At 72.6% G+C, this 12,605-nt stretch carries 11 protein-coding genes; 8 read left to right on the top strand and 3 right to left on the bottom strand.

Annotated features, from left to right (window positions below):
* Positions 1-205: 205 nt before the first annotated feature.
* Both WDV06_RS17925 and WDV06_RS17920 read left to right on the top strand, forming a co-directional pair.
* Positions 206-1,363, top strand: coding sequence for an acyl-CoA dehydrogenase family protein (locus WDV06_RS17925; protein ID WP_045945973.1), 1,158 nt, complete (start codon positions 206-208; stop codon positions 1,361-1,363).
* 6 nt (positions 1,364-1,369) lie between these two features.
* Positions 1,370-2,263, top strand: a complete 894-nt coding sequence (locus tag WDV06_RS17920; protein ID WP_395510757.1) for an acyl-CoA thioesterase — start codon at positions 1,370-1,372, stop codon at positions 2,261-2,263.
* 52 nt (positions 2,264-2,315) lie between these two features.
* On the opposite strand, the gene WDV06_RS17915 is transcribed toward WDV06_RS17920, so the two are convergent.
* Complete coding sequence (locus WDV06_RS17915) at positions 2,316-2,777, bottom strand: MarR family winged helix-turn-helix transcriptional regulator (RefSeq protein WP_395510756.1); 462 nt, start codon at positions 2,775-2,777, stop codon at positions 2,316-2,318.
* A 93-nt stretch (positions 2,778-2,870) separates the two neighbouring features.
* On the opposite strand from WDV06_RS17915, the gene WDV06_RS17910 reads away from it, so the two are divergent.
* The gene (locus WDV06_RS17910) at positions 2,871-3,722 is read left to right on the top strand and encodes an SDR family NAD(P)-dependent oxidoreductase (RefSeq protein WP_395510779.1); all 852 of its coding nucleotides are present in this window, start codon (positions 2,871-2,873) and stop codon (positions 3,720-3,722) included.
* Positions 3,723-3,868: 146 nt separating this feature from the next.
* On the opposite strand, the gene WDV06_RS17905 is transcribed toward WDV06_RS17910, so the two are convergent.
* Together WDV06_RS17905 and WDV06_RS17900 are read right to left on the bottom strand one after the other, a co-directional pair.
* Positions 3,869-4,687, bottom strand: a complete 819-nt coding sequence (locus WDV06_RS17905) for a phosphatase (RefSeq protein WP_395510755.1) — start codon at positions 4,685-4,687, stop codon at positions 3,869-3,871.
* Between the two features lie 86 nt (positions 4,688-4,773).
* On the bottom strand, positions 4,774-5,352 hold the full coding sequence (locus tag WDV06_RS17900; RefSeq protein ID WP_395510754.1) for an SACE_7040 family transcriptional regulator: 579 nt from the start codon (positions 5,350-5,352) through the stop codon (positions 4,774-4,776).
* Positions 5,353-5,453: 101 nt separating this feature from the next.
* Between WDV06_RS17900 and WDV06_RS17895 the strand changes: the two genes are divergently transcribed.
* The 5 genes from WDV06_RS17895 to WDV06_RS17875 all read left to right on the top strand — a co-directional run bounded on the left by WDV06_RS17895 (position 5,454) and on the right by WDV06_RS17875 (position 12,602).
* A complete protein-coding gene (locus WDV06_RS17895; protein ID WP_395510753.1) occupies positions 5,454-7,070 on the top strand; it encodes a carboxyl transferase domain-containing protein in 1,617 nt (538 codons plus the stop codon).
* 30 nt (positions 7,071-7,100) lie between these two features.
* Positions 7,101-9,266 (top strand): acetyl/propionyl/methylcrotonyl-CoA carboxylase subunit alpha, encoded by a 2,166-nt coding sequence (locus tag WDV06_RS17890; RefSeq protein WP_395510752.1) that lies wholly within the window; start codon positions 7,101-7,103, stop codon positions 9,264-9,266.
* 11 nt (positions 9,267-9,277) lie between these two features.
* Positions 9,278-10,198, top strand: a complete 921-nt coding sequence (locus WDV06_RS17885; RefSeq protein ID WP_395510778.1) for a hydroxymethylglutaryl-CoA lyase — start codon at positions 9,278-9,280, stop codon at positions 10,196-10,198.
* 7 nt (positions 10,199-10,205) lie between these two features.
* Positions 10,206-11,366, top strand: a complete 1,161-nt coding sequence (locus tag WDV06_RS17880; protein ID WP_042810595.1) for an acyl-CoA dehydrogenase family protein — start codon at positions 10,206-10,208, stop codon at positions 11,364-11,366.
* A gap of 192 nt (positions 11,367-11,558) precedes the next feature.
* Positions 11,559-12,602: an ABC transporter substrate-binding protein gene (locus WDV06_RS17875; protein ID WP_395510751.1), complete on the top strand. Its 1,044-nt coding sequence runs from the start codon at positions 11,559-11,561 to the stop codon at positions 12,600-12,602.
* Positions 12,603-12,605: the final 3 nt, after the last annotated feature.

The raw sequence follows: 12,605 nt of genomic DNA, 5'->3' as shown, positions 1-12,605 counted from the left end.
GATGGCGATACCGATGATCATGGCGACCTCCAGGCCCCGTTCCGTACCGCGGCCGTCGCGGTACGGGGATAAGAGACGCGGGCCCGCGGAAAGGATTCACCGCCGGTCGGCCGAGTCTGGACAGGATCGACAACCCGCCGGTAACTTAGGTATGAGCAAGCGCTTAGACATAAGCGGCGGACTGCCGCGACGAAGGGAGCCGGCCGTGCGCCGTACGGTGTTCAACGAGGACCACGAGGCGTTCCGCGAGACCCTCCGCGCCTTCATCGAGGCCGAGGTCGTCCCGGTCTACGACGAGTGGTTCCAGGCCGGCCAGGCGCCGCGCGACTTCTACTACAAGCTCGGCGAGCTGGGCATCTTCGGCATCAACGTCCCCGAGGAGTTCGGCGGCGCGGGCCTGGACACCCACAAGTTCGAGGCCGTCCTGTACGAGGAGACCTCCCGCGCCGGCGTGAACTTCGGCGGCTCCGGCGTGCACGTGCTGCTCGCCCTGCCCTACATCAAGATGCTCGCCACCGACGAGCAGAAGAAGCGCTTCCTGCCGAAGTTCGTCTCCGGCGAGGAGATGTGGGCGCTGGCCATGACCGAGCCGGGCACCGGTTCCGACGTCGCGGGCATGAAGACCACCGCGAAGCTCTCCGAGGACGGCACCCACTACGTCCTCAACGGCTCCAAGACCTTCATCACCGGTGGCGTCCACGCCGACCGCGTGATCGTCTGCGCCCGTACCTCCGCCCCGAGCGAGGACGACCGCCGCTTCGGCATCTCCCTGTTCGCCGTGGACACCAAGTCCGAGGGCTACTCCATCGGCCGCAAGCTCGACAAGCTGGGTCTGAAGACCTCCGACACCGCCGAGCTGGCCTTCGTCGACGTCAAGGTGCCGGTCGAGGACCTGCTCGGCGAGGAGGGCAAGGGCTTCTACTACCTGGGCCACAACCTGGCCTCCGAGCGCTGGGGCATCGCCTTCGGCGCGTACGCCCAGGCCGCCGCGGCCGTCCGGTTCGCCCAGCAGTACGTCACCGACCGCACGGTCTTCGGCAAGCCGGTCGCGCACTTCCAGAACACCAAGTTCGAGCTGGCCGCCTGCCAGGCCGAGGTGGACGCCGCCCAGGCGGTCGCCGACCGCGCGCTGGAGGCCCTGGACGCGGGCGAGCTGACGCCGGCCGAGGCCGCCTCCGCGAAGCTGTTCTGCACCGAGGTCGCCCACCGCGTGATCGACCGCTGCCTCCAGCTGCACGGCGGCTACGGCTACATGAACGAGTACCCGATCGCCCGCCTGTACGCGGACAACCGCGTCAACCGCATCTACGGCGGCACCAGCGAGATCATGAAGTCGATCATCGCCAAGTCGATGGGCCTGTAAGTCCCGTTGGCCGAGTCCGACAACAGCGCGGCGCTCACCGCCCTCCTCGATCTGCTCGACCTGGAGCAGATCGAGGAGAACATCTTCCGGGGGACCAGCCGCCCTTCGCTGGTCCCGCGCGTCTTCGGCGGGCAGGTCGCGGCCCAGGCACTGGTCGCGGCCGGCCGCACCGTGCCCGGGGACCGCACGGCGCACTCGCTGCACTCGTACTTCCTGCGCACGGGCGACCCGGGCGCGCCCATCGTCTACACCGTCGACCGGATCCGCGACGGGCGTTCGTTCACCACGCGGCGGGTCGTCGCCGTGCAGCACGGGCAGCCGATCTTCCACCTGTCGGCCTCGTTCCAGGTGGACGAGGAGGGGCTCGACCACCAGATCCCCATGCCCGACGCGCCCGATCCGGAGACCCTGCCGACGGCCGCCGAGGCCCTGCCCGCCTACCGGGAACTGTTCCGGGACCCGGGCACGGTGGAGCGGCTGCTGGAAGCGCGCGGCGCGGTGGACCTGCGGTACGCGACGACGCCCCCGTGGGGGTCGATCGGCGAGCCGGTGGAGCCGCGCTCACAGGTGTGGTTCCGTACCGCGGGGAAGCTGGACAGCGCGGACCCGCTGCTGCACACGTGCCTGGCCACGTACGTCTCGGACATGACCCTGCTGGACTCGGTGCTGCTCGCGCACGGGCGCGGCGGCTGGGCGGTGGGCGACGTGGTCGGGGCCTCCCTGGACCACGCGATGTGGTTCCACCGGCCGCTGCGGGCGGACGAGTGGCTGCTGTACGACCAGGACTCCCCCACCTCGCACGGCGGGCGGGGGCTGGGCCAGGCCCGGATCTGGACCCGGGACGGCCGGCTGGCCGTCACCGTGATCCAGGAGGGCGTGGTCCGCGTACCGCGCGCCTGACCGAAGCGTCACCGAAGGCCCCCGGACCCGGTCCGGGGGCCTTCGGCGTCCCCTACTCCTTCGGGCGGGCCTTGAGCTTCGCCCAGACCGCCTCCAGCGCGGCGATGTCCCCGTCGTCGAGCAGGTCGTCGAAGACCTCGGCGAGGGCCTCCCGGCGGGTGGCGTCGGCCTCGGCGTAGAGCCGGCGGCCGGCCTCGGTGAGGGCGATGCGCACCGAGCGGGCGTCGGTCGGGGAGGGTATGCGCTCGATCAGCCCGCGGGCCTGGAGCGAGTCGGCGACGCGCGAGACCTGGCTGCGGCTGAGCAGGGTCATCGCCCCCAGGTCGGAGGCGGCCACGGGCTCGGGCTGGGCCTGGAGCCACAGCATGACCTCGAACCAGGAGAGCGGGAGGTCGTGGCGGCGCGCGAGGGCCTGGTCGACGCGGGCGCTGAGCGTGGACCCGGCCCAGACGAGGCCGTAGAAGGCGTGGTCGCGGGCGGTGAGGTCGCCGAGGGTGAGGTTGTTCTTCGCCATACCGGCAGGGTACCCGGGTTGCGTGCACACACACGGAAAGATAATGTGTGCGTGCACACGCACTTAATCACCCTCCACCCCCGGGAGCCCCACATGACCGGCCACACCCCCCGTACCGTCCTCATCACCGGAACCTCCACCGGCATCGGCCTGGCCGCCGCCGTCGCGGCCGCCCGGGCCGGCTGGCACACCGTGGCCACGATGCGGGACACCGGCCGGGCCGGGGCCCTCATGGACGCCGCCCGGGAGGCCGGGGTGCAGGACCTCGTCCAGGTCAAGCCGCTGGACGTCACCGATGCCGCCGCGGTGGAGGCCTGCGTGGCCGAGATCGTCGCCGAGCACGGGCGGCTGGACGCCGTCGTGAACAACGCGGGGGCCGGGTTCGTGGGCACCGTCGAGCAGAACGGCATGGCGGCGGTGCGGGCCTCGATGGAGGTCAACTACTTCGGCGTCGTGGAGCTGACCCGCGCGGCCCTGCCGCACCTGCGGGCCTCGGGCGGCCGGGTGATCACCGTGACGAGTGTCGGCGGCGTGGTGGGGCAGCCGTTCAACGAGGCGTACTGCGCGGCGAAGTTCGCCGTCGAGGGGTTCATGGAGTCGCTGGCGCCGGTCGCGGCGACGGTGGGGGTGCAGGTGGCCCTGGTCGAGCCGGGGGCCGTGACGAGCGAGTTCGTCGCGAGCCAGCTGGACTACGTGACGGAGCTGCTGTCCACGGCCGGGCCGTACACGGCGACGCTCCAGGCGTACGTAGACCGCACGCAGAAGTCCTACGGGGTCGCCCAGACCCCGGCGGAGGCCGCCGCACCGATCGTGGAGCTGCTGGGGGCCGAGCGGATGCCGCTGCGCGTGCAGACGTCGGACTGGGCGCGGGAGTTCGTCGCCGCCAAGCTGACCGACCTCGACGGCTCGGCCGTCCAGGCGATGACCTCGTCCTGGCTCGCCTGACGGGTCCGCCGCGGCGCGGGGCGGGCCCCCGCCCGCCGTTCGACCGTTCCCCGGGGCACGCCGCGGACCCCGTGCTTGCGCTGCGCGCCCGTCGCCTCGCACGCCGGCGGGGCCGTACCCGGCCTCGCCGGCGTGCGGGGCGGCGGCTAGCCGATGCCCGCCGCGGCGAGGAGGTAGGCGACCATCGGGTCGTAGAAGCGGGGGTCGCGGACGTGGTCGTCCAGGGGGACCGCCACCTGGAGGGTGCCCTCCGCCTCCGCGAGGAACAGCGCGGGGTCGTTGCAGTCGGCGTAGCCCACCGCGTCCAGCCCCCGCTGCGCCGCGCAGCCCGCCCAGCCGTGGTCGGCCACGACCAGGTCCGGCTGGGGGCGGCCGTCGTTCGCGAGGGCGTCGAGGATCGCGGCCATCGGCGCCGGGGAGTGGGTGTGCCACAGGGTCGCGCCCCGCTCCAGGACCGCCACGTCGGCGAACTGCCACACCGAGCCCTCGTCGGCGAAGAGCCCCGCCGGGATCCGGACGATCTCGCAGCCCGCGGCCCGCAGCGCGTCGGCCGTGGCGCGGTGGACGTCCAGGAGCCCGCCCGGGTGGCCGGTGGCGAACAGCACGCTCTGCCGGTCCAGGGCGGCCTTCCGCAGGCGGGCCGCCATCCGGTCGAGGCCCGCGACCGTCAGCTCCGGGTCGATGGTGTCCTGCCCGGCCCGGTGCGCGGGGTCGTCGACGACGCCGACGCGCTCGGCCATCACGGCCAGGACGTCCTGCTCGTCCGCCCAGCGGTCGCCGAGCTCCAGGCCCAGCCAGTAGTGCCGGTCGCCGTTGGCGAGCTTGCGGTAGTGGGAGAGGTTGTTCTCGCGCGGGGTCGCCACCTGTCCGGCGATGCGCGTGCGCACCAGGTGGTCGATCAGCTCCGCTCGGCTGGGGGCGGCGGGGGGCTCTATGGGCTCTGTCGGCTTCGGCATGCGGCCCATTCTGCCGTCGGCCGGCCCGATCCGTCCGTTCCACCGAGCCGCCCTCAAGCCCTCGCGCCGGCCGGGGCCCGGGCCGCGGCCCCGCTTCACCCCGACAGCGCCCCGAAGGACCCGTGCGCGAGCCGGCGCAGCAGCGACTCCGTCGCCTCCCGGCTCAGCGCCCCCAGGTGGGGGGTGGAGTTCAGCAGGCCGAACACCGCGTGCACGGCGACCCGTACCTCCGCCTCCCCCACCTCGGGGTGCAGCTCGCGCACGACGGCCACCCACAGTTCGACGTACTGGCGCTGGAGCTGCCGGACGAGCTTGCGGTCCTCGTCGCGCAGCCGGTCGAGCTCCCGGTCGTGCAGGGTGATCAGCGCCCGATCGTCCAGCGCGAAGTCGATGTGCCCCTCGACCAGGGAGGCGAGCAGCGCGCGCGGGTCGTCCGCGGCCTCCTCGACGCGGCGGCGGCCGCCCGTCAGCAGCCGCTCGCTGATCCCGACGAGCAGCTCGGCCAGCATCGCGTCCTTGCCGGCGAAGTGCCGGTAGAGGCCCGGGCCGCTGATGCCGACCGCGGCCCCTATCTCGTCCACGCCCACGCCGTGGAAGCCGCGCTCCGCGAAAAGACGAGCGGCCTCGCGGAGGATCTGCTCGCGGCGGGTCGGGGTGGCAGCTCTGGTGCTCATGGGAATCCATTCTAGACAGGGCGGTTAGCGCTCGTTAACCTTTGACCCACACGCGTTAACGGTCATTAACACAGCAGGTACCGAGCAAGGGAGCTCGACCGATGCAGCAGGCACCAGTGCTGACGAGCGCCGCGGACCCGGCGTCCGAGGCCTGGCGGACCAATGAGGCCGCCCACCGCGAGCTCGCCGAGGGCCTGCGCGCCCGGCTGGACGCGGCCCGCCTCGGCGGCGGCGAGAAGGCCCGCGCCCGCCACACCGCGCGCGGCAAGCTCCTGCCCCGCGACCGCGTCGACACCCTCCTCGACCCCGGGTCCCCCTTCCTGGAGCTGGCCCCGCTGGCCGCCGAGGGGATGTACGGGGGCGCGGCCCCGGCCGCCGGCGTGATCGCGGGCATCGGCCGGGTCAGCGGCCGCGAGTGCGTGATCGTCGCCAACGACGCCACCGTCAAGGGCGGCACCTACTACCCGATGACGGTCAAGAAGCACCTGCGGGCGCAGGAGGTGGCGCTGGAGAACCGGCTCCCCTGCCTGTACCTGGTCGACTCCGGCGGCGCCTTCCTGCCCATGCAGGACGAGGTCTTCCCCGACCGGGAGCACTTCGGCCGGATCTTCTACAACCAGGCCCGCATGTCCGGCGCCGGCATCCCGCAGATCGCGGCCGTCCTCGGCTCCTGCACGGCGGGCGGGGCGTACGTCCCGGCGATGAGCGACGAGGCCGTCATCGTGCGCGGCCAGGGCACGATCTTCCTCGGCGGCCCGCCGCTGGTGAAGGCCGCCACCGGCGAGGTGGTCACGGCCGAGGAGCTCGGCGGCGGCGAGGTGCACTCGCGCACCTCCGGCGTGACCGACCACCTCGCGGAGGACGACGCGCACGCGCTGCGGATCGTACGGAACATCGTGGCGACCCTGCCCGAGCGCGGGGCCCTGCCCTGGTCGGTCGAGCCGGCCGAGGAGCCGAAGGTGGACCCGTACGGGCTCTACGGCGCGGTCCCCGTCGACTCCCGCACCCCCTACGACGCCCGCGAGATCATCGCCCGCGTCGTGGACGGCTCCCGCTTCCAGGAGTTCAAGGCGGAGTTCGGGCAGACCCTGGTCACCGGGTTCGCCCGGATCCACGGCCACCCCGTCGGCATCATCGCCAACAACGGCATCCTCTTCTCCGAGTCCGCGCAGAAGGGCGCCCACTTCATCGAGCTGTGCGACCAGCGCGGCGTCCCGCTCCTGTTCCTCCAGAACATCTCGGGCTTCATGGTCGGCCGCGACTACGAGGCGGGCGGCATCGCCAAGCACGGCGCGAAGATGGTCACCGCCGTCGCGTGCGCCCGGGTCCCGAAGCTGACGGTCGTGGTCGGCGGCTCGTACGGCGCGGGCAACTACTCGATGTGCGGCCGGGCGTACTCGCCGCGCTTCCTGTGGATGTGGCCCAACGCCAAGATCTCCGTCATGGGCGGCGAGCAGGCCGCCTCCGTCCTCGCCACGGTCAAGCGCGACCAGATCGAGGGTGCGGGGCAGGAGTGGCCCGCCGAGGACGAGGAGGCCTTCAAGGCCCCGGTCCGCGCGCAGTACGAGGAGCAGGGCAACGCCTACTACGCCACCGCGCGGCTGTGGGACGACGGGGTCATCGACCCCCTGGAGACCCGGCAGGTGCTGGGCCTGGCCCTGACCGCGTGCGCGAACGCCCCGCTCGGCGAGCGCGGCTACGGCATCTTCCGCATGTGACCCGTGACTTGTGACGTGAGGACCTCACTGATGTTCAGCACTGTTCTGGTGGCGAACCGGGGCGAGATCGCCGTACGGGTCATCCGCACCCTGCGGGAGCTCGGGATCCGGTCCGTGGCCGTCTTCAGCGACGCCGACGCGGACGCCCGGCACGTACGGGAGGCCGACACGGCCGTCCGGATCGGCCCGGCGGCGGCCGCCGAGAGCTACCTGTCGGTCGGGAAGCTGCTCGACGCAGCCCGGCGCACGGGGGCCGAGGCGGTCCACCCCGGCTACGGCTTCCTCGCGGAGAACGCGGCCTTCGCGCAGGCCTGCGCGGAGGCGGGGCTGGCCTTCATCGGTCCGCCCGCCTCGGCGATCTCCCTGATGGGCGACAAGATCCGGGCCAAGGAGACGGTGAGGGCCGCCGGGGTGCCGGTCGTGCCCGGGTCGTCCGGGAGCGGGCTGTCGGACGCCGAACTGGTCGAGGCCGCCGAGAAGATCGGCATGCCGGTGCTGCTGAAGCCCTCGGCGGGCGGCGGCGGCAAGGGCATGCGGCTGGTCCGGGACGCGGGCCTGCTCGCGGACGAGATCGCGGCGGCCCGGCGCGAGGCGCGCTCCTCCTTCGGGGACGACACCCTGCTGGTGGAGCGGTGGGTGGACCGGCCGCGGCACATCGAGATCCAGGTGCTGGCCGACGCCCACGGCAACGTGGTGCACCTGGGCGAGCGCGAGTGCTCGCTCCAGCGGCGCCACCAGAAGGTCATCGAGGAGGCCCCGTCGGTCCTGCTGACCCCGGAGATCCGGGCGGCGATGGGCGCGGCGGCGGTGGAGGCGGCGCGTTCCTGCGGGTACGTCGGCGCGGGCACGGTGGAGTTCATCGTGCCGGGCGGGGACCCGTCCTCGTACTACTTCATGGAGATGAACACCCGCCTCCAGGTGGAGCACCCCGTCACCGAGCTGATCACCGGGCTGGACCTGGTGGAGCAGCAGCTGCGGGTGGCCGCGGGGGCGGAACTGGGCTTCGGCCAGGAGGACGTCCGGCTGACCGGGCACGCGATCGAGGCCCGCGTCTGCGCGGAGGACCCGGCGCGCGGGTTCCTGCCGTCCGGCGGCACGGTGCTGGCGCTGTCCGAGCCGTCGGGCGGTGCGGTACGGACGGACTCCGGTCTGGTGGCCGGGGTGGACACGGGCTCCACGTACGACCCGATGCTGTCGAAGGTGATCGTCCACGGCCCCGACCGGGAGACGGCCCTGCGGATGCTGCGCGGGGCCCTCGCGGACACGGTGATCCTGGGCGTCCAGACCAACGCCGGGTTCCTGCGGAGGCTGCTGGCCCACCCGGACGTGGTGTCGGGGAACCTGGACACGGGCCTGGTCGAGCGCGACCTGCCGTCCCTCCTCCCGGAGGGGGTCCCGGACGAGGTGTACGCCGCGGCCGCGCTGCTGGCGGCCTCCGCCCCGGACCCCGCGCCCCAAGCTCCCCCGGCTACCGCTGGGAGGGGCCCCGAGGCGGGGCTCAATTCGGCCGGCGCCTGGGCGGACCCGTTCTCCGCCGGCAACGGCTGGCGGCTCGGGGGCACCCCGGCCTGGACGGTCCACCACTTCCGCCTCCCGGGCCAGGACCCGGTCACGGTCCGCACCCGCCGGCGGGGCACGGAGCAGGAGATCCTCCTCGACGCGCCCGCAGCCGACAGCGGCGCCGCACCGAACTCGGCCTCGCCTGGGGGTACCCCCGGACGGAGTCTGGGGGAGATTGAGGCGCGGGGTCTGGGGCAGAGCCCCAGGACGCCGGCCCGCGGCCGCGTCCTCGACCTCAGCCACGGCCGGGTCACCGTCGAACTGGACGGCGTCACGCACCGGTTCAGCCACGCCACCTCCCCGGAGGGGACCTGGCTCGGACGGGACGCCGACTCCTGGCACCTCCACCACCACGACCCCGTCACCGCAGCCCTCAGCGGCAGCGGAAGGGCAGGGGCCGACACCCTCGCCGCCCCCATGCCCGGCACCGTCACCGTCGTCAAGGTGGCCGTCGGGGACAAGGTGGCGGCCGGGCAGAGCCTGCTGGTGGTCGAGGCGATGAAGATGGAGCACGTCATCTCCGCCCCGCACGCCGGCACCGTCACCGAACTCGACGTCACCCCCGGTACGACGGTGGCCATGGACCAGGTCCTGGCCGTCGTCACCCCCGACGAGGTCACGGAGGCCGACGCGTGAACGGGCTGCCCATGACCGTCCCGTCGTCCACCGGGCTCCCCCCGCGCGTGAGGATCCACGAGGTCGGCGCCCGCGACGGGCTGCAGAACGAGAAGACGGCCGTCCCCACCGAGGTGAAGGCCGAGTTCATCCGCCGGCTGGCCGCCGCCGGCCTGACCACCGTCGAGGCCACCAGCTTCGTCCACCCCAAGTGGGTGCCCCAGCTGGCGGACGCCGAGCAGCTGTTCCCGCTGCTCTCCGATGTCCCGGCGGAGCTGCCCGTCCTGGTGCCCAACGAGCGCGGCCTCGACCGCGCGCTCGCCCTCGGGGCCACCCGCATCGCGGTGTTCGGCTCGGCCACCGAGACCTTCGCCGCGCGGAACCTCAACCGGACGGTCGCCGAGTCCCTGGCCATGTTCGAGCCCGTCGTGGCCCGCGCCAAGGCTGCCGGGGCGCATGTGCGCGGCTATCTGTCGATGTGCTTCGGCGACCCCTGGGAGGGCGCGGTCCCCGTCCCCCAGGTGGTCCGCGTCGCCAAGGCCCTGCTGGACCTCGGCTGTGACGAGCTGAGCCTCGGCGACACGATCGGCGTCGCCACCCCGGGCCACGTCCAGGCGCTGCTGGGCGAGCTGAACGCGGCGGGCGTGGCCACCGGCCGGATCGGGGTGCACTTCCACGACACCTACGGCCAGGCCCTGTCCAACACCCTCGCCGCGCTCCAGCACGGCGTGACCACGGTCGACGCCTCGGCCGGCGGTCTCGGCGGCTGCCCGTACGCGAAGAGCGCCACCGGGAACCTGGCCACCGAGGACCTGGTGTGGATGCTCGACGGCCTCGGCATCGAGACCGGGGTCGACCTGGCCGCCCTCACCGCCACGAGCGTGTGGATGGCCGAACGGCTGGGCCGTCCCAGCCCCTCCCGTACCGTCCGCGCCCTCTCCCACAAGGAGTAACGAAGCCATGCCCCTCGACCACCGGCTCACCCCCGAGCACGAGGAACTCCGCCGTACCGTCGAGGCGTTCGCGCACGACGTGGTGGCGCCCAAGATCGGCGACCTGTACGAGCGCCACGAGTTCCCGTACGAGATCGTCCGCGAGATGGGCCGCATGGGCCTGTTCGGCCTGCCCTTCCCGGAGGAATACGGCGGCATGGGCGGCGACTACCTCGCCCTCGGCATCGCCCTGGAGGAGCTGGCCCGCGTCGACTCCTCGGTGGCCATCACCCTGGAGGCGGGCGTCTCCCTGGGCGCCATGCCGCTCTACCTCTTCGGCACCGAGGAGCAGAAGCGGGAGTGGCTGCCGAAGCTGTGCTCCGGCGAGGTGCTCGGCGCGTTCGGCCTGACCGAGCCGGGCGCCGGCAGCGACGCGGGCGGCACCCGCACCACCGCCGTCCGCGACGGCGACGAGTGGGTGATCAACGGATCCAAGTGCTTCATCACCAACTCCGGTACGGACATCACCGGCCTGGTCACGGTCACCGCGGTCACCGGCCGCAAGGCGGACGGCCGTCCGGAGATCTCCTCGATCATCGTCCCGTCCGGCACCCCCGGCTTCACGGTCGCGGCCCCGTACTCCAAGGTCGGCTGGAACTCCTCGGACACCCGCGAGCTGTCCTTCGACGAGGTCCGGGTGCCGGTCGCCAACCTGGTGGGCCAGGAGGGCCGCGGCTACGCCCAGTTCCTGCGGATCCTCGACGAGGGCCGCATCGCCATCGCGGCGCTGGCCACCGGCCTGGCCCAGGGCTGTGTGGACGAGTCGGTGAAGTACGCCAAGGAGCGGCAGGCCTTCGGCAAGCCGATCGGCGACAACCAGGCCATCCAGTTCAAGCTGGCCGACATGGAGACGCGCGCCCACATGGCCCGCCTGGGCTGGCGGGACGCGGCCTCGCGGCTGGTGGCGGGCGAACCGTTCAAGAAGGAGGCGGCCATCGCGAAGCTGTACTCCTCCACGGTCGCCGTCGACAACGCCCGTGACGCCACGCAGATCCACGGCGGCTACGGGTTCATGAACGAGTACCCGGTGGCCCGTATGTGGCGGGACTCGAAGATCCTGGAGATCGGCGAGGGCACGAGCGAGGTCCAGCGCATGCTCATCGCCCGCGAACTGGGCTTCGCCGGCTGATCCGGCACCGCTCCCCGCACCTCCCCGTACGACGGCCCGCGCCCACCGGCGCGGGCCGTCGCGCGTTCGTGCGCCCGTGCGCCCCCGGAAGAAGTTAGGACTGCCTTACCGCTTTTGGCCAAGGTTAGGCTAACCTTCCCTCCGAACGGCCCACCCTCGCAGCCGCCCTGCACGCACGAAAGCGGAACCGACATGCCCAAGCCCAGCCCGACCCTCCTCTCCCGCCGCGGCCTCATCGCGGCCGGCGGCGCCCTCGGCCTCGTCGCCGCCCTCACCGCGTGCGGCGGCAGCGACAAGGCGAAGGACGGGGCGGGCGACCAGGGCTCCTCCGCCGCGTCGGGCTCCTGGAGCTTCAAGGACGACCTGGGCAAGACCGCCACCGCCAAGTCCACGCCGAAGAACATCGTGGCCTACACCGGCACCGCCGCCGCGCTCTACGACTACGGCGTCCAGGTCAAGGGCGTCTTCGGCCCGACCAGGCTGGCGGACGGCAAGCCCGACCCGATGGCCGGCACGATGGACATCTCCAAGGTGGAGATCCTCGGCAACGTCTACGACGAGTTCAACGTCGAGAAGTACGCGGCCCTGCGGCCCGACCTCCTCGCGACCAACACCTGGGACGGCTCGTACTGGTACGTGCCCGAGGCCTCCAAGGACAAGATCCTCAAGCTGGCCCCGGCCGCCGCCATCGGCGTGGGCGACAAGGTGTCCATGGACAAGGCCCTGGAGCGGACGGCGGACCTCGCCAAGTCCCTCGGCGCCGACCTGAACACCAAGAAGAGCGCCGACGCGAAGGCGCGCTTCGACGCCGCCTCCGCCAAGGTCCGCGAGGCCGTCAAGGCCAACCCGGGCGTCAAGGTCCTCGTCGGCTCCGGCTCCGACCAGATGTTCTACGTCTCCACCCCGAAGACCTCCGCGGACCTGAAGTACTTCGAGTCCCTCGGCGTCGAGTTCGTCACCCCGGACCAGGACAAGCTGGACCCGCAGGGCTTCTTCGAGAGCCTGAGCTGGGAGAACGCCGGCAAGTACAAGGCCGACGTCATCCTCCTCGACAACCGCACCCAGGCCCTCCAGCCGGAGGCCCTGAAGGCCAAGCCGACCTGGAACGAGCTTCCGGCGGTCAAGGCCGGCCAGGTCGCGCCGCGCGTGACCGAGCCGATCTACTCGTACGAGAAGTGCGCGCAGCTGCTGGAAGACCTCGCCAAGACCATCCAGAACGCCAAGAAGCTCGGCTGACCC

The sequence above is a fragment of the Streptomyces racemochromogenes genome (genome assembly GCF_044129415.1).
In the GTDB taxonomy this organism is placed as follows: Bacteria; Actinomycetota; Actinomycetes; order Streptomycetales; family Streptomycetaceae; genus Streptomyces; species Streptomyces racemochromogenes_A.
This window is presented reverse-complemented; position numbering and strand designations above follow the sequence as displayed.